This window comes from Pseudomonas sp. REP124 (assembly GCF_020164475.1).
Taxonomy (GTDB): Bacteria; Pseudomonadota; Gammaproteobacteria; order Pseudomonadales; family Pseudomonadaceae; genus Aquipseudomonas.
The window spans coordinates 22,897-39,846 of sequence record NZ_JAIQWX010000049.1 but is presented as its reverse complement, the minus strand read 5'-3'; the positions used below and the strand labels follow the sequence as shown (position 1 = coordinate 39,846).

Genomic DNA, 16,950 nt, shown 5'->3' with positions numbered 1-16,950 from the left:
CCGCGAAGCTTTTAAAACCGCGTCTGAACGGCCAACTCGAACGTGCGCGGCGTCCCCAGGTAGTACGCCGGCGAAACATGCGCAAACTCCGCATACACCTCATTCGTCAGGTTGCGCACCCGCCCGGTGATGGTGGTGTGCCCATCTACCTTGTAGCTGAGGAATGAACCGAACAGCGTGTACGACGGCACGGTCATGGTGTTGGCGCTGTCGGCATACACCGACGCCACGTAACGCGCGTCCACTCCGCCTTGCCATTGCGGCGCAAAATCATAAGTCAGCCACAGATTGCCGACCCGATCCGGCACGTTGGTCGGTGTATTGCCCTTGCGCGAAACCACCTGGCCGGCCGCGTTCTTCTCGGTGAACTCATCGTATTGCGCGTCCACCCAGGCGAAGTTGCCCTCCACCAGTAGCCGATCCGTGACACGCAGCGAGCTGGCCACCTCCACACCCTTTGAGGTCTGCTGCCCCACCGGAATGCTCAAGGTCGGATCCAGCGGATCGGTCACCGCAAAGTCCTTGCGCTCGATGGTGTACGCCGCCACCGTCGCTGAACCGCGCCCGTCCAGATAATCGAACTTGCTGCCGATCTCCCACTGCTTGCCCGTGGACACATCGAAGTCCTGGGTGCCGTTGGGCTGCTCGGCGGCGGTGCTGTATTGAACGTAGACATTGGCCGACGGCAGGACTTGATAGGTCAGGCCAGCCCGCCCGGTCACCGGTTCCCAGCTGCGCTTGAGGTGCCGCGGATTGCTCGCGGTCACGACACGATGGTTGGTCACGTCCAGGTCGATGTCGTCATAGCGCAGGCCGGTGAGCAACGAGAGTTTGTCGGTGAGCGCGAGGCGGTTTTCAACGAACAGCGCCTTGGTGGTGACTTCATTGGTCTTGTCGCTGACATAACCCTGCTGCGTCCCCGGAATGTCGTAGAAGTGCCCCGGCTGATAATTGTTCGGATCCACCGTGCTGGCGCCTTTGACGTTCAGCGGCGAGTTGGTGGTCTGGTTGACCTTGTACTCGAAACCGCCGGACCAGGTGGTCGCCAGTCCCAGCATTTCAGTGTCGTGACGCAGCTCGAACTGATTGCCGTTCTGCTCGCCCTGATGCCGCACCTGATACGCCGTGGAGCGATTCACCGCCGTGTTGTCGGCGTTGTACTGATAGGTCTCCAGGTTGCGGTAATCGCGCTGACTGTCGAGGTGGTAAAGCATATTGCGCAGGGTGGTGCTGTCGTTGATCCGGTAGTCGATGATTGAGCGCACCCAGATCGTACGCTGCTCGTAGCGGCCATCCTCGACGTTGTAGTTGTTGAAGCGGTTGTGCTTGTCGATCTTCAGCTCGCCCGCTTTGGGATTCAGCACCGGGGTGCCCCAGTACGGACTGTCCTCGTGCTCGTCCTGGTACTCCAGGGCCAGGGTGTGGGACAGGTCCGGCGTGAGGTCGCTGAGCAGGGAGAACGCGACACTCCAGGCATCGCGCTCCTGGCGGTCGATGTAACCGTTACCGGTGTTGTGGCTGACGTCGAGACGGGCGTAGTGCTGCACGTCGGCGCCGGCCTCGCTCAAGGCGTGATTGACGCCGAAGGCGGTCTCGGTGGTGTCGTAGGTGCCATATCTGACCCGACCTTCCAGCGCCTGCTCGTCACGGCTCGCCAGCCTGGTCACGTAGTTCAGCGAGCCGCCCACGGAGCCGGCGCCATTGATCAGCGACGACGGTCCGCCGACCAACTCCACCCGATCATAAATCCACGCATCCACCGGCCGCGCGAGACCGCCGGAGACATTGACGCCGTTGAACATCTGGGTGATCTGGCTGCTGGTGAAACCCCGGTAGGAGACGAAACCGCCGAAGCCCGGCGGTGCGCTGGCGTTGACCCCGGGCAGGGTGTTGGCGGCGTCCTGGAAGTTCTGGGCGCCGTGGCGCTCGATGTCATTGCGGTTGGCGATGGCCACCGAGGCCGGGGTATCCCGCACGCTCAGACCCAGGCGCGAGGCCATGCCGCTGGATTGATCAAGGTCGAGACCCGGTTCGGCGTCTTGCTCGCCATCGATAGTGATCGGCGCGAGGTCGACGGTGGATTGCGCCCAAGCGCTAACGGACAGGCAGCCGAACAGGCTCGCCAGCAAAGGAACGTGTTTCATCGATAAATCCTGAATGCTTGATTGCAAAGCAGCGCACGCGCGAACGCCTCGCGTTGGCGAAGTGAGCTGGTCGATTAAGGCAAGAGATTCAGGCGAGCGGCGGCGCGCGTGGATTGGCCGAGGGCCAGGTGAAGCGGGCAGGGAGGTCGGCGTTGGCGATCGGCGCCAATGGTGGGCTGTGTTGCTCGGGGAGAATCGCCAGGGTCAGGCTGGAGTTGAACGCCGGGCCCATGCCGCCGCTGGAGCACAACGGACAGCCGAACGCCTTGGACAGCGTCGGCAATTGATCGTCGGAAGATTGGCTCGAAACCGGAGTCTGGGTCGCCGGGTCGACGGTACAGAACTGTCCGCCGATACCGTTGAGCTGCATTCCGACCATCTGCCCGTGACCGATGCTGCAGGCGAACACATTGAACAGAACGCAGCAGTAGAGCGTCCAGGCCAGCAGTGAGCGATCGGAGCGGGAGAATTTCATGGGGCGGCACTTTACTCCTCCGCCGACCGGTCGTGCACGACAAAAAATGCCGACTAGGATGATTCTGTCCAAATCTCTTTCAGGGATCTTCAACCATGACCTTTGCGTTGGCTCAATGGCTGGTGACGATGTTTGCAGTGATCAGTTTGGTACACGTGTATTGGGGACTGGGTGGCGAATGGGCAACGGTAGCCGCCGTCCCCCAGGTCCCGGTCGAAGGCAGCGTCCGTCTGCAACCGGCCTTCAAGCCCCGAGGCTGGATCACCCTGGTGGTCGCCGCCGCTCTGCTGATGATTGCGCTGCTGGTGTGTTTGCGGGTCGGCTGGTGGGTGCCGGTGATCGGGCATTGGTCGCTGCAATGGCTGATCAGCGCGATCGCGATCCTGCTGTTCGCCCGCGCCATCGGCGATTCGGAGTTGGTGGGGTTCTTCAAACAGGTGAAAGACTCCAGGTTTGCCCTGTGGGATACCTGGATCTATTCGCCGTTGTGCGTGATGTTGGGGGCAGGTCTGCTGGCAGTAGCCTGGGCCTGACCCACTCCCTGCAGGAGCGAGCACGCTCGCGATGGTCATCAACGATAACGCGGGGCACCAGATGCCCCGCATTCCTGTGGGAGCGTGGCTTGCCCGCGATGGTCGTCAACGATAACGCTGGCTGCCTGATACCCCGCAGTGTTTCGTATACCATCGCGAGCAAGCTCGCTCCTACAGTTGCAGTTACAGGTTTTGCGTTCGGCTGCTGACCTCAGCCGGCACATCATCCCCGGCCATGCGCTTGCGGAACAATGCCGCGCGCGCCAGCAGCAGCGTGGTCACGGGTACGGTGATCGCCAGCAGAATCGGAATCAGCCACGCATGCAGCACTGGCGCGGACTTTAGCGCCGAGAAGTAGATGATCGATGCCAGCGCCACGCACCACGCCCCCAATGTCGAGGCCAGGGCGGGCGGGTGCATGCGTTGGAAATAATCCTTCATCCGCACCAGGCCAATCGCGCCGATCAGAGCGAACAGGCTGCTGAGCACCAGCAGGATCGCCACGGCAACTTCCACCCACAACGACAGTTCAACGGTCATTCGATCACCTCGCCACGCAGGAGGAATTTTGCCAAGGCAAAGGAGCCGACGAAGCCGAACAGCGCGATCAGCAGCGCTGCTTCGAAGTAGGTATCACTGGCGTAGCGAATACCCAGGGTCAGCATCATCAGCATGGCGACGATGTACAGGTAGTCCAGCGCCAAAACCCGGTCTTGGGCCGACGGACCTTTGAACAGGCGGATCAGGGTCAGGATCATCGCCACGGAAAACAGGAACAGGCTCAACAGAATCGCATTCGACAGCAGGGCGCTCATTCGAAAATCTCCATCAACGGGCGCTCGTACGTCGCCTTGAAGTGCTCGATGAACGGCGCTTCGTCGTCTTCCAGGTCGAAGACGTGCAGCAGCAGGATGCTGCGGTCCAGCGCCAGTTCCGACCAGACCGTGCCGGGGACCACGGTGCAGATCATCGACAGGGTTGCCAGGCCGTTGGCATCGCGCAGGTCCAGCGGCACCTTGACGAAGCGCGAGCGCGGCGGGCGGCGGCCGGCGTTGAGCACGCTCCAGGCCACGGCGAGGTTGGATGCCAGCACGTCACGGCCAACCACCAGGAACAGGCGCAGGATCACCCATGGGCGACGGATGCGGATCGGCAGGGGGCGCAACTTGCGCATCATCAGCGGCGCGACGAAGCCCAAAATGGCGCCCAGCAGCAGGTTGCCAGGGCTGATCGACAGGTTCAGGACCAGCCACAACACCCACAATGCGAGCGAGAGCCAGGGAGCGGGAAACAGGCGCTTCATGGTTGCACCTCCAGCAGCGCCGCTTTGGCCTCGGGACCTGGAACCGCCCGGGTGCCGAGCACGGCCATCACGTATTGCTCCGGATTGTTCAAGGCATCGGCGGCGGCCTGGGTGTAACGCAGCAGCGGTTCGGCCTTGAACGTCAGGGCGATGCTCAGGCCCAGCAGGACGAAGATCGGCACGCATTCAAGGCGACGCAGCACCGGTGACGGGCGTTCCAGCGGCGTCCAGAAACGCTGGATGCCCATGCGGGAAAAGGCGACCAGCGAGGTCAGGCCAGAGATGATCAGCAGCGCCAGCAAACCCCACGCGGCATTCGAGATCGGCGCGTCGCCGCCTAAGCCGAGAGGGTTGAGCAGGGCGTTGAGCAAACCAAGTTTGCCGATAAAACCGGAGAGCGGCGGCATGCCGACGATCAGCAGGGTGCAGGCAATGAAGCCAAGGCCGAGGAACGCCATGGTCCAGGGAATCACCTGGCCGACCACCGCTTTCTGCTCGTCGTCGAGGTTGACGCCCTTGGCCGGATGCAGGGATTCCAGCGGTCGCGGCAGCAGTTCGTTTTCATCCTCCAGCGGCATTTCGTTGGCAGAGCGCGAACGCTCGATCAGCTCCGCCAGCAGGAACAGCGCGCTCAGGGCCAGGGTCGAGCTGACCAGATAAAACAGTGCCGCGCCGATCAGATTGGGTTGGGCGAAACCGATGGCCGACAGCAGAATCCCCGCCGACACCAGAATGCTCAGGCTGGCCATGCGCTCCAGGCGTTGCGCGGCGAGGATCGCGACGGCCGCGCAGACGATTGTCGCCATGCCGCCGTAGATCAGCCAGTCGCCGCCGAAGTACGCAGAAGCCCCCGCCTGGCCGGAGAACAGCAGGGTCCAAAGCCGCAGGAAGGTGTAGACGCCGACCTTGGTCATGATCGCGAACATCGCCGCCACCGGCGCGCTCGCCGACGAATAAGCCGGCACCAGCCAGAAGTTCAGCGGCCACATCCCGGCCTTGGCCAGGAACGCCACAGCGAGAATCCCCGCGCCGGCATGCAGCAGGCCGCGATCGGCTTCCGCCACCAGCGGGATCTTCAGCGCCAGGTCGGCCATGTTCAGAGTGCCGGTGACGCCGTAGATCAGCGCGGCGCCGATCAGGAACAGGGTCGAGGCCAGCAGGTTGATCGAGATGTAATGCAGCCCCGACGACACCCGCGCCCGGCCCGAGCCGTGAAGCATCAGGCCGTAGGACGCGGCCAGCAGCACTTCGAAGAACACGAACAGGTTGAACAGGTCCGCCGTCAGGAACGCGCCATACAGGCCCATCAGCTGAATCTGGAACAGCGCGTGGAAACTCGAACCGGCCTTGTCCCAGCGCGCCATGGCGAACAGCAGGGCGCTGACGCCGATGATCCCGGTCAGCACCAGCATCAGCGCCGACAGTCGATCGACCACCAGCACCAGGCCAAACGGCACTTGCCAGTTGCCCGGCAGGTAGACGCCGATGGAGCCGGGTACGCCGGTGGTTTGTGTCCATTGCAGTAGCAATACCGAGATACCCAGCCCCAGCAGGCTGGAAAACAGATTGATCTTGGCTTTGAGCGGACGGTGCTTTTCGCCGAGCATCATCATGATGGCGGCGGTCAGCAGCGGCAGCAGGATCGGTGCCGCGATGAGGTGCGTCATTGCATTCATTCTTTAGGCTCCCGGCCATCCACATGGTCGGTGCCGGTCAGGCCCCTTGAGGCCAGCAGGACCACCAGGAACAGCGCGGTCATGGCGAAGCTGATGACGATGGCGGTCAACACCAGGGCCTGGGGCAGCGGGTCGGTGTAGTGCAGCAGGTCCTGTGGCACGCCGTCCTTGATGATCGGCTCCTTGCCGATGAACAGGCTGCCCATGCTGAAGATGAACAGGTTGACGCCATAGGACAGCAGGCACAGGCCCATGACCACCTGGAATGTCCGTGGACGCAGGATCAGCCAGACGCCGGACGCGGCCAGTACGCCGATGGCGATTGCGATGACTTCTTCCATCAGACGGCCTCCTTGATGGCGACGGGTTTGGGCAGGGCCGCAGTCTTGTGACCACGAACCGATTGGTGGGCGAGGGCGGTAAGGATCAGCAGGGTCGAGCCGACCACGACCGCATACACACCAACGTCGAAGAACAGCGCGCTGGCCAGGTGAATGTCGCCCAGCAGTGGCAGTGAGAAATGCCAGGTATGGGTGGTCAGGAACGGATAACCGACCGCCATGGCGCCAAGGCCGGTGACCGTGGCGAACAGCAGGCCGGTACTCATCCAGCGCAGCGGCCGCAGGCTCATCTGCGCCTCGACCCATTGGGTGCCGGCAACCATGTATTGCAGGATGAACGCCACCGACATCACCAGCCCCGCGACAAAACCGCCGCCCGGCTGGTTATGCCCGCGCATGAACAGATAGAACGAGACCACGAAGGCAATCGGCAGCAGCAGGCGCACCAGCACCGCCGGGACCATCATGAAGCCCAGCGCGGTATCGCTGGCGTGACGCGGGTTGACCAGATCGGTGACCACATCCGGTGCGAGCAGGCGCTGCTGGGCCGGCAGTTGCATGCTTTCCTTCGGCGGGCGGAAGCGTCGCAGCAGCGCATACACAGTCAGCGCAACTGCCACCAGCACGGTGACTTCACCAAGGGTGTCGAAGCCACGGAAGTCCACCAGCATCACGTTGACCACGTTGCTGCCGCCGCCCTCGGGCAGGGCGCGGCTCAGGTAGAAGGAGGAAATGTCGTTGGGGGTCTGCCGGGTCAGCATCGCGTAAGACAGCAGCGCCATGCCGCCGCCGACCGCGGTCGACAGCAACAAGTCGCGGATCCGGCGGATGCGTGCCTTGCGCAGGCTGCTGGGCAGTGGCGAGACTTCTTCGATTCGCCGCGGCAGCCAGCGCAGGCCCAACAGGATCAGCACCGTGGTCACCACTTCGACTACCAACTGAGTCAGGGCCAGGTCGGGCGCCGAGAACCAGACGAAAGTGACGCAGGTCATCAGGCCGCAGACGCTGACCATGGTCAGTGCCGCGAGACGGTGATACTTGGCCTGGTACGCGGCGCCCAGGGCGCAGGCGATCGCCAGCAGCCAGAGGGTCACGAACACGATCGAACCCGGAATCTTCGGCCTGTCGCCCCAGCTCAGGTGGCTGTGCAGCATCGGAATCAGGCTGGCCAGGACGGCGGCGAGCACCATCAGGAACAGCTGGGTTTGCAGGCGGCGGGTGCTGATTCGCCGCTCGAGGCGTCGGGCCAGGCGCATCTTGATCACCAGCGCGCGTTCGAAAAAGCGCTTGCCATTGAACCGGCCAATCAGCGGCGGGTAGCGGAAGCGCCCGTGCTTGAGCTGATTACGCAGCAACAGGTACAACACGATGCCGCCGGACATGGCGATCAGGCTCATGATCATCGGCGCGTTCAAGCCGTGCCAGATGGCGAGACTGTATTCGGGGAGCGTGCTGCCCACTACCGGCAGGGCAGCGGCTGCGAGTACCGGGCCGACCACCTGCGCGGGGAAAATCCCCACCACCAGGCAGGTGAAGACCAGCAGCTCCACCGGCGCACGCATCCAGCGTGGCGGCTCGTGGGGTGTATGGGGCAGGTCGGTGGCGGTCGGGCCGAAAAACACGTCGACGGTGAACCGCAGGGAATATGCGACGCTGAAGGTGCCGGCGATGGTCGCCACGATCGGCAGGGTGGTTTCGATCCAGGCCGAGGCGTTGATGAACACGGTTTCGGCGAAGAACATTTCCTTGGACAGGAAGCCGTTCAGTAGCGGTACGCCGGCCATCGAGGCACTGGCGACCATGGCCAGGGTCGCGGTGAAAGGAATCAGTTTGATCAGGCCGCTGAGTTTGCGGATGTCGCGGGTACCGCTTTCGTGGTCGATGATCCCCGCGGCCATGAACAGCGAGGCCTTGAAAGTGGCGTGGTTGAGGATGTGGAACACCGCTGCCACCGCTGCCAGCGGGCTGTTGAGGCCGAGCAGCAGGGTGATCAGGCCCAGGTGGCTGATGGTCGAGTAGGCCAGCAGACCCTTGAGATCGTTCTGGAACATCGCGCAGTACGCGCCCAGCAAAAGCGTCGCGGCCCCGGCGCCGCTGACGATGTAGAACCATTCTTCGCTGCCGGACAGCGACGGCCACAGCCGCGCCAGCAGGAAAACTCCAGCCTTGACCATGGTCGCCGAGTGCAGATACGCCGAGACCGGCGTCGGCGCGGCCATGGCGTGAGGCAGCCAGAAGTGGAAGGGGAATTGCGCGCTTTTGCTCAGGGCGCCGATGAGGATGAGGGGAAGCAGGATGGGATACAGGGCATGTGCGCGAATCAGATTGCCGGCGGTCAGGACCTTGTCCAGGTCATAGCTGCCGACCACATGGCCGAGCAGCATGACCCCTGCCAGCAGGCACAAACCACCGGCGCCGGTGACCATCAGCGCCATGTAAGCGCCGCGTCGCGCGTCGGCGCGGTGGTGCCAGTAGCCGATCAACAGGAACGAGAAAAGGCTGGTCAGCTCCCAGAAAAACACGATCTGGATCAGGTTGCCGGAGATCACCAGCCCGAGCATGGCGCCCATGAACGCCAGGAAAAACGCGAAGAACCGCGGCACCGGATCGTTCGGCGACATGTAATAGCGCGCGTACAGCGACACCAGCGTGCCAATGCCCATCACCAATAGCGAGAACAGCCAGGCGAAGCCGTCCATGCGCAGGACGAAGTTCAGGCCCAGGCTCGGCAGCCAGAAGAATTCCTCGCGGATCACGCCGCCGTGGGCGATCTGCGGATACAGGAGAGCGACCTGAACAGTACCGATCAGGGCAACCAGGCCAGCCAGGAGGGATTCGGCATTACGTGCATTGTGTGGCAGCACGGCTGCCACACAGCTGCCCAAGAAAGGCAGAAGAAGTAGAACTATCAGGGACATAGGCTTCTAATCTGCGGAAGTTTGTGAAGCATCATACGTGCCAGCTTCCCGATCACCAAACGCCAAGGTGTCGCAGAATCCTACAAAGTAGACGGAAAAGTCCTGTTGCACAGCATTTCAAACAACCGGGCAAAAAAAATCGCAGCCTGCGTAGGCAGTGTAGGAGCTGCCGCAGGCTGCGATCTTTTGATTCTGCTATTTAATTGTTGCTTTCGCTCTCCAGCGATTCTTCAACCTCGACAACCGCCTTACCCTTGGTCTTCAACTCACTGACAATCACCGCCGCCACAATCATCCCCGCACCCACCAGGGCAATCGCCGGCAACCGCTCCCCGGCGATCCGCCCGACGATCCCGGCCCACACCGGCTCGCCAGCGTAGATCAAGGTTGCGCGAGTCGGCGAGACACTTTTCTGCGCCCAGTTCATCGCCACCTGAATCGCCGCACTTGCCGCGCCCAGACCCAGGGCGCTGCACAGCAGCAGCCAGGAGAAATCGGGGATGTGTTCCTGAGTCGGCACTACCAGCAGGAACGACAGCAGCGAAGTGACGGCCAGTTGCACCACGGTCACCCGCTTCACATCCACCTGACCGGCAAAGGTGCTGATCAGGATGATCTCCGCGGCAATGGCGATAGCGCTGATCAGTGTGGCGATTTCACCGGGGCTGAAATGGAACGATGCGCCGGCTGGGCCCGACAGCAGCATCAGGCCGGTAAATGCCAGCATGATCCCGATGCTCGGCATCAGCCCCGGACGGCGACCCAGCACCAGCCACTGCAGCAATGGCACGAAGGGCACGTACAACGCGGTGATGAACGCCGACTGGCTGCTGGGGATGCTTTGCAAGCCAACGGTCTGCAAGCCGTAGCCGAGCATGATCGCCACGCCGATGAAGGATCCGGCCTTGAGTTCGAAAAAGGTCAGTTCGCGCAGGCTGCGCCAGGAAAACAGGGCGACGATGATTGCCGCAGCCGCGAAGCGCAGGCCGACGAAGAACATCGGGCCGCTGACAGTCATGGCATGCTGGACCAGCAAAAAGGTCCCGCCCCAGACCATGGTGATCAATACCAGCACGCACTCAGCCTTGCTGAGCCGCAGGAAACGGGAGGAGGCTTGAGGGGAGTTCACCGACGTCATGACCTTGCACACTAATTGAGGCGGACGCACAATGCGCCCGAAGTTGGGCAGTATACTGCGCAGCACCACCAAGTGAGCAATATAGTGCACAAAGATTCTTCTCAACGGGCGTCGGTCCTGCAGCATGTCAGCCACAATGTTCGCCGCCTGCGCCATGCCGCTGACATGAGTCAGACGGCCCTCGCGGAAAAGTCCGGGGTCAGCCGGCGCATGCTGGTGGCCATCGAGGCCGGCGAAAAGAATGTCAGCCTGACCACCCTCGATCGCGTGGCCGAAGCGCTGGACGTGGCGTTCAGCGATCTGATCCAGGCGCCCGACGTGCGCGACCACAGCCGCATCAACGAACTGGCCTGGGCCGGGACGATCCCCGGCAGCAAGGCGGTGTTGCTGGCCAAGGCCAACGCCAGCCGCGAAGTCGAACTGTGGGAATGGCGTCTGGAGCCGGGGGAGCATTACCCGTCCGAGCCGGATGCCGATGGCTGGAGCGAGCAGTTCTATGTATTCGAAGGCTGCCTGACCTTGATGGTCGGCGATGTGCCGCATCACATAAATGCTGGCGAGTTCTTCATGTTTGCCAGTAATCAGCCACATTCCTATCGCAATGAGGGAGAAGTGGCGGTGCGGTTTGTGCGTAATGTGGTGATTTGAACTGCTGTCTGTTCGCGGTTTGCATGACCTCCATTTGAGATCGGTGAAAACGGCATGAGTGAAATTCAACAGGGATCGGCGACCGACCCGATCCGTCACGCAGACATCCTGATCGTTGGCGGCGGCCTCAGTGGCGCGATGCTGGCGGCGCAACTGCTGCGATTGCCGGGTCGCCGGCAGGTGCTGGTGATCGAACCCCGCGCCGAACTCGGTCGAGGCGAAGCCTACAGCGCCGTGGAACTGGGCCACACGCTCAACGGCAACGCGGCGCGCATGAGTGTCGATCCGGATAACGCCGATGACCTTACCCAATGGTTGACCGACTACATCGCCGCCGGTGGCTGGCCGGAGTCGGATGAGCAGCATGTGCCGATCAGCGAGCTGTTCCCGCCCCGGGGGATTTTTGGTCTGTACGTTCAGCAGCGCCTGGCCGAAGCGCAGGCGGTGGGCGCGCAGCAGGGCTCGACCGTCGAACATGTGCGGGCCGAAGTCGTGGACCTGCAAAGCGATGCCGATTCCGTGCGCCTGACCTTGAGCGATGGTCAGCGATTGCAGGGCGCTTTCGCGGTGCTGGCGACCGGAATGTTCCCCGCCGCGCGCACGCCGCAAACCGAATCCAGCGGTCTGAACGCAGCGGCGCTCGATCCCTGGGATGTGGCTGCGATGCGCCAACTCGATCCGCAGTCGACGGTGCTGATCATCGGCTCGGGCCTGACCATGGTCGACGCAGTGGTTTCGCTGGAGCAGGCTGGGCATCGCGGGCCGATCGAGGTGTTCTCCCGCCATGGTCTGCTACCCCATGTACGGCGGCAACCACCGGCCTGGCCGGACTTTCTCGCCGAGGACCACAGCATCCGCACACCAAGGCAACTGGTGCGCGAACTGCGCCGGCATTGTCGTGAGGCCATCGCTCAGGGCATTGACTGGCAGGCGCCGCTGGACACGGTGCGGGTCAATATCGGGCGTTTGTGGAATCAGGCGACTGACGTGCAGCGCCGGCAGTTCGTGCGGCATATACGGCCTTGGTGGGAGAGTCATCACCACCGTTCGCCACCCTTGAGCGCGGAACTGGTGGAACGGTTGCATAGGGAAGGGCGGTTGCGGATTCAGGCGGCGTCGTTCAAGGGGCTTGAACCCTTGTCGAACGGTAAGGTGAGCATCCGCATTCGTCGCCGGGGTGAAGCGCAAACCTGCGTTGTCAGCGGTGCGGCGCTGATCAATTCCAGCGGTATCGAGTACGACTGGCGCCGGGTGGCGCGCCCATTGCCCCAGCAATTACTGGTACGCGGGTTGATCAAGCCGGGGCCGTTGGCGTTGGGGATTGCCGCGCAGATGGATGGCGCGGTGCTGGGCGCCAATGGACAGCCCGCCGCAAGGCTGTTCGCCATGGGCCCGCCGTTGCGCGGGATGTGGTGGGAAAGTACCGCCGTCACCGATGTCGCCAGCCAGGCCAAGGCTCTGGCGGCTCGATTGGCTACAACGGACCAACTGTAGGAGCGAGCATGCTCGCGATGGCGGACGGAGCACTGCGGGGAATCAGGCTTCCCGCGTCATCGTTGACGACCATCGCGGGCAAGCCACGCTCCCACAGGGGTTTGGGTTAAACGCAAGATTTGTGTCCGACACGAATATTGCAGGATCGGCAAAACAGAAAACCCCGGGTAGATCGGATCTGCCCGGGGTTTTCTGTTTCAAGCAGCCCAAGGCTGTTGATCAATAGCGCTGGTACTTGGAGCCGAACTCTGGGCGGTTTTCCGCGACGTAGAGTTTTGCTTTCTGACTGTCCTGATGGTCGATGCCGACAGTGTTCACATTGACCGTGGCCGGTTGAGTGACAGTGGTCGCTGCTACGACTTGTTGAGTGGCGTGTGGCGCGGCGATGGCCGAAGTGGCGCCAAGGACCGAAAGGGCGAAGCCGATACCGATGATGCTTTTCATGATGTTGCTCCAGAGCGTGGTGAGAAGATGGGTTCACTTTAGGGCCGGAGCGCCGAGATGAAAAAACACCCTTGGGCATAGTTGTTATCGAGAATAATGATCGTTCATGGATCCAATGCAGCGTCAAGTGCGACCTAACCCTCCAACACATACCCTGTAGGAGCTGACGAGTGAAACGAGGCTGCGATTCTTTGATCCTGAAAATCCAAATCAAAAGATCGCAGCCTCCGGCAGCTCCGAGGGGACTGCGTTAATCAGTAGCGCTGGTATTTCGAGCCGAACTCGGCGCGGTTTTCCGCCACGACTACACCGCCGCGTTCACGCAATTCCTGCAGGCGTTCGGCTCCGCCTTCGGCGACGCGATTCTGGATCAGTCGATCGGAGCCACCCTCAGCCACACGATTTCCCATCAATCGGTCAGAACCATCGGCCGCCACGCGCTCACGCAGTTCCTGCAAACGATCGGCACCGCCTTCCGCCACGCGATTCTGTTGCAGGCGATCCGAACCGTCCGAAGCCAGCAGGGCCTTGACCGAGCTTTGCGGTGCGACAGCCGTGGTGTTGGCCGAGGCCAGGGTCGACAGGCCGAGACCGCCCACCAATGCCAGACCGAGGGCCAGGGACGAAACTTTCGAGAAGTTGAACATGGTTGATTCTCCGTGCGCTTAAGTGTGAGTGGTCAGTAGCTCGTGCTAGCTGGTGGTCACAGTTAAACGCCCGGGTGTATCGCGGGTGTGTGCTTGAACGGTGTGAAATCGGCGGTTGCGTATCTGTCGCGGCTTTCAATACACAGTGATACAAATCCCTTCACGCCTGTTCGTCGAGCATCTCCACGGGGAAGGAGAACACGTAGCCTTCGCTGCGAACGGTCTTGATGTAGCTCGCCTCCCGAGAGTCGTCCTTCAGGCGTTGGCGCAAGCGGCTTACCAGCAAGTCGATGGAGCGATCAAACAGATCGGCGTCGCGGCCCTGGGTCAGATTCAGCAACTGATCGCGGCTCAGCACCCGTTGCGGGTGATCGAGGAACACCCGCAGCAGGCGGTATTCGGCGCCGCTGAGGGCCACCATGGTCTGGTCTTCGTCCACCAGATGACGGGCGGTGGTGTCCAGGCGCCAGCGACCGAAGGCCAGCATGCGGCCGCTTTCGGTGACCAGCAGATTGGGCGGCAACATTCGCGTGCGGCGCAGCACGGCATTGATCCGCGCCAGCAGTTCGCGGGCGGCGAAAGGTTTGGTCAGGTAGTCGTCGGCGCCCATTTCCAGACCGAGGATGCGGTCGGTCTCGTCGTCGCGGGCGGTGAGCATCAGAATCGGCGTGGCTTTGTGCTTGCCCGAACGCAACTCGCGGCAGAGCACCAGACCATCGTCGCCGGGCATCATGATGTCCAGCACGATCAGATCGACCTGATTGGCTTCCAGGAAACTGCGCATCTGCCGACCGTCGGCGACCACGGTGGTGCGCAGGCCGTTCTTCTTCAGGTAATTGCCGACCAGCTCGCGGATTTCGCGGTCATCGTCGACGATCAGGATGTGATTCACGTGGTCCATCGGTGGATCCCTTTATTATTCGGATGACGCAACCCTGTAGGAGCGAGCTTGCTCGCGATGGACTCGAAAACGCCGCTGGGTGTCAGGCTTCCCGCGTTTTCGTTGACGTCCATCGCGAGCAAGCTCGCTCCTACAGGGAGTGGCAAGCGGTCAGGCGACCACTCGATAACACGGCACATACGCCGCGCCACCCGGCAGTTTCATCCGGTGCTGGGCGACGAAGGCTTTGAGCAGTTGATCCAGCGGTTGCATGATCGCCGCGTCACCACGGATCTGATATGGCCCGTGCTCCTCGATCAGGCGGATGCCCTTGTCCTTGACGTTGCCGGCGACGATACCGGAGAACGCGCGGCGCAGGTTGGCGGCCAGTTCGTGGGGCGGCAGGTCGCGGCTGAGCTTGAGGTTGGCCATGTTTTCGTGGGTCGGGTCGAATGGACGCTGGAAGCCCTCGTCAATCTTCAGCAGCCAGTTGAAATGGAACGCGTCGTTGCGCTCGCGACGGAACTGCTTGACCGCCTTGAGGCCCTGGGTCATCTGCCGGGCGACTTCCGCCGGATCGTCGATGATGATCTGGTAATGCTGCTTGGCCGCTTCACCCAGGGTCGCGCCGACGAAGGCGTCCAGTTGCTCAAGGTACGGCGCGGCGTGTTTCGGCCCGGTGAGCACGACCGGGAAGGGCAGGCCTTCGTTGTCCGGGTGCATCAGGATGCCGAGCAGGTAGAGGAATTCTTCCGCGGTGCCGGCGCCGCCCGGGAAGATGATGATGCCGTGACCGACACGAACGAAGGCTTCCAGGCGTTTTTCGATGTCCGGCAGGATCACCAGTTCGTTGACGATCGGGTTCGGTGCCTCGGCGGCAATGATCCCCGGTTCTGTCAGGCCCAGGTAGCGACCGCCGTGGATACGCTGCTTGGCGTGGGCGATGGTGGCGCCTTTCATCGGGCCTTTCATCACGCCGGGACCGCAACCGGTGCACACGTCCAGGCTGCGCAGGCCCAGTTCGTGGCCGACTTTCTTGGTGTATTTGTATTCTTCGGTGTTGATCGAGTGGCCGCCCCAGCACACCACGATCTTGGGCTCCACGCCGGGGCGCAGGGTGCGGGCGTTGCGCAGCAGGTGGAAGACGTAGTCGCTGATGCCCTGGGAAGTGCTCAGGTCGATGCGTTGACTGTCGAGTTCGTTTTCGGTGTAGACGATGTCGCGCAGGGCGCTGAACAGCATTTCACGGGTGCTGGCGATCATTTCGCCATCGACGAAGGCGTCGGCGGGGGCGTTCAGCAGTTCCAGGCGTACGCCGCGGTCTTGTTGGTGAATGCGGATTTCGAAGTCTTTGTAGGCTTCGAGGATGGTTTTGGCGTTATCGACGTGGGCGCCGGTGTTGAGGATGGCCAGGGCGCATTGGCGGAAGATGTCGTAAGTGCTGCCGGATCCGGCTTCGCTCAGTTGCTGGACTTCCCGTTGCGAGAGTGTTTCCAGGCTGCCTTTCGGGCTGACCGAAGCGTTGATTACTTGTCGTTGGGTCATTCAAAGATCCTTAAAACGATGTCATTCCTGAAGAAAACAACGAATGGCATCCGAATAGTGTGTATCCATAAAAGAAGATGGCACTGATTACGTGGTCTCGCCATGTCCCAATTTGACGATGAAAAAATGAAAAGGAGCCCCAGCATAGCCAAATCCTTTGCAAAGGCGATAATGCCCGCAAACTTTTTGCCTGCCGTAGAAGGAAACCCCAGGTCATGTTCGAAATCCAGCCGATGAATGCCGAGATCTATCGCAAACAGACCCGGCGCAGCACGCTGATCATCGCCCTGATTTTCCTGGCGCTGGCGATGGTGCTGTCGACCGCGGCGGTGGCGGTGTTCGGAGAGCCTGGCGGGGATAACCTGCGCTTCAACATCGGCGGGGTGTTCGCCGCGGTGCTGCTGATGGCGGCACTGATGCGCAAGGTGTTCTGGAACCAGGAATGGATGGCGGCGGCGGTCTACAACTGGCAGCTCAAGCGCAGCCTGATGAGCGTGACCAACGTCATGCATCACCTCAAGGCAGCCGTTGAAAAGCAGGATCCGAGCGCGATGAAGCTGATGCGCTTCTATCATCTGGGGTTGAGCCAGATGCACGAACTGGACGGCAACTCCAGCGACCAAGGGCAATTGCGTCGGGAAATGGAACAACACGAAGCGCGGATGCAGGCGCTGGGCCTGGACACGCAACAGACGCGACTCGATCCGGCCTGGCTGGAGGCGGTGAAGCGGACATCGGTCTAACCTGCTGTAGCAGAAAATCAC

The 16,950-nt window shown here is 62.0% G+C and carries 17 protein-coding genes; 4 read left to right on the top strand and 13 right to left on the bottom strand.

Annotated features, from left to right (window positions below; translation table 11 throughout):
• Positions 1-11 precede the first annotated feature (11 nt).
• Both K9857_RS14305 and K9857_RS14300 read right to left on the bottom strand, forming a co-directional pair.
• Positions 12-2,144, bottom strand: coding sequence for a TonB-dependent receptor (locus tag K9857_RS14305; protein ID WP_224536775.1), 2,133 nt, complete (start codon positions 2,142-2,144; stop codon positions 12-14).
• A gap of 88 nt (positions 2,145-2,232) precedes the next feature.
• The gene (locus K9857_RS14300; protein WP_224536773.1) at positions 2,233-2,619 is read right to left on the bottom strand and encodes a DUF2946 domain-containing protein; all 387 of its coding nucleotides are present in this window, start codon (positions 2,617-2,619) and stop codon (positions 2,233-2,235) included.
• A gap of 95 nt (positions 2,620-2,714) precedes the next feature.
• On the opposite strand from K9857_RS14300, the gene K9857_RS14295 reads away from it, so the two are divergent.
• Complete coding sequence (locus K9857_RS14295; RefSeq protein WP_224536770.1) at positions 2,715-3,152, top strand: DUF3995 domain-containing protein; 438 nt, start codon at positions 2,715-2,717, stop codon at positions 3,150-3,152.
• 183 nt (positions 3,153-3,335) lie between these two features.
• On the opposite strand, the gene K9857_RS14290 is transcribed toward K9857_RS14295, so the two are convergent.
• From K9857_RS14290 to K9857_RS14260, 7 genes are all read right to left on the bottom strand, one after another.
• Positions 3,336-3,692, bottom strand: a complete 357-nt coding sequence (locus tag K9857_RS14290) for a Na+/H+ antiporter subunit G (protein WP_224536768.1) — start codon at positions 3,690-3,692, stop codon at positions 3,336-3,338.
• Entirely contained in the window at positions 3,689-3,967 is a 279-nt protein-coding gene (locus K9857_RS14285; protein WP_075949011.1) for a K+/H+ antiporter subunit F, read from the bottom strand. Before K9857_RS14285 ends, K9857_RS14290 begins: the two co-directional genes overlap by 4 nt.
• The gene (locus K9857_RS14280; protein ID WP_224536766.1) at positions 3,964-4,455 is read right to left on the bottom strand and encodes a Na+/H+ antiporter subunit E; all 492 of its coding nucleotides are present in this window, start codon (positions 4,453-4,455) and stop codon (positions 3,964-3,966) included. The genes K9857_RS14285 and K9857_RS14280 overlap by 4 nt, the downstream gene beginning before the upstream one ends.
• The gene (locus K9857_RS14275; protein ID WP_224536764.1) at positions 4,452-6,131 is read right to left on the bottom strand and encodes a monovalent cation/H+ antiporter subunit D; all 1,680 of its coding nucleotides are present in this window, start codon (positions 6,129-6,131) and stop codon (positions 4,452-4,454) included. Before K9857_RS14275 ends, K9857_RS14280 begins: the two co-directional genes overlap by 4 nt.
• The gene (locus K9857_RS14270) at positions 6,128-6,472 is read right to left on the bottom strand and encodes a Na+/H+ antiporter subunit C (protein WP_007986256.1); all 345 of its coding nucleotides are present in this window, start codon (positions 6,470-6,472) and stop codon (positions 6,128-6,130) included. Before K9857_RS14270 ends, K9857_RS14275 begins: the two co-directional genes overlap by 4 nt.
• Complete coding sequence (locus tag K9857_RS14265) at positions 6,472-9,390, bottom strand: monovalent cation/H+ antiporter subunit A (protein ID WP_224536761.1); 2,919 nt, start codon at positions 9,388-9,390, stop codon at positions 6,472-6,474. The genes K9857_RS14270 and K9857_RS14265 overlap by 1 nt, the downstream gene beginning before the upstream one ends.
• A 199-nt stretch (positions 9,391-9,589) precedes the next feature.
• Positions 9,590-10,654 (bottom strand): DMT family transporter, encoded by a 1,065-nt coding sequence (locus K9857_RS14260; protein WP_224536760.1) that lies wholly within the window; start codon positions 10,652-10,654, stop codon positions 9,590-9,592.
• Between K9857_RS14260 and K9857_RS14255 the strand changes: the two genes are divergently transcribed.
• Positions 10,613-11,176: a helix-turn-helix domain-containing protein gene (locus tag K9857_RS14255; RefSeq protein WP_224536758.1), complete on the top strand. Its 564-nt coding sequence runs from the start codon at positions 10,613-10,615 to the stop codon at positions 11,174-11,176. The genes K9857_RS14260 and K9857_RS14255 overlap by 42 nt on opposite strands.
• Positions 11,177-11,230: 54 nt before the next feature.
• A complete protein-coding gene (locus K9857_RS14250) occupies positions 11,231-12,670 on the top strand; it encodes an FAD/NAD(P)-binding protein (RefSeq protein WP_224536756.1) in 1,440 nt (479 codons plus the stop codon).
• 219 nt (positions 12,671-12,889) lie between these two features.
• Here K9857_RS14250 and K9857_RS14245 read toward each other — a convergent pair whose 3' ends face one another.
• The 4 genes from K9857_RS14245 to ppnN all read right to left on the bottom strand — a co-directional run bounded on the left by K9857_RS14245 (position 12,890) and on the right by ppnN (position 16,186).
• On the bottom strand, positions 12,890-13,114 hold the full coding sequence (locus K9857_RS14245; RefSeq protein WP_224536754.1) for a hypothetical protein: 225 nt from the start codon (positions 13,112-13,114) through the stop codon (positions 12,890-12,892).
• A gap of 254 nt (positions 13,115-13,368) precedes the next feature.
• Complete coding sequence (locus tag K9857_RS14240) at positions 13,369-13,761, bottom strand: hypothetical protein (protein ID WP_224536752.1); 393 nt, start codon at positions 13,759-13,761, stop codon at positions 13,369-13,371.
• Positions 13,762-13,921: 160 nt separating this feature from the next.
• A complete protein-coding gene (locus K9857_RS14235) occupies positions 13,922-14,662 on the bottom strand; it encodes a response regulator (RefSeq protein ID WP_224536751.1) in 741 nt (246 codons plus the stop codon).
• Positions 14,663-14,812: 150 nt separating this feature from the next.
• Positions 14,813-16,186, bottom strand: coding sequence for a nucleotide 5'-monophosphate nucleosidase PpnN (gene ppnN / locus K9857_RS14230; protein WP_175378966.1), 1,374 nt, complete (start codon positions 16,184-16,186; stop codon positions 14,813-14,815).
• 215 nt (positions 16,187-16,401) lie between these two features.
• Here ppnN and K9857_RS14225 point away from each other — a divergent pair, with 215 nt between their 5' ends.
• Positions 16,402-16,929 carry a DUF3087 family protein gene (locus K9857_RS14225; protein WP_224536749.1) on the top strand — a complete coding sequence of 176 codons (528 nt, stop codon included), beginning with the start codon at positions 16,402-16,404 and terminating at the stop codon, positions 16,927-16,929.
• Positions 16,930-16,950 lie beyond the last annotated feature (21 nt).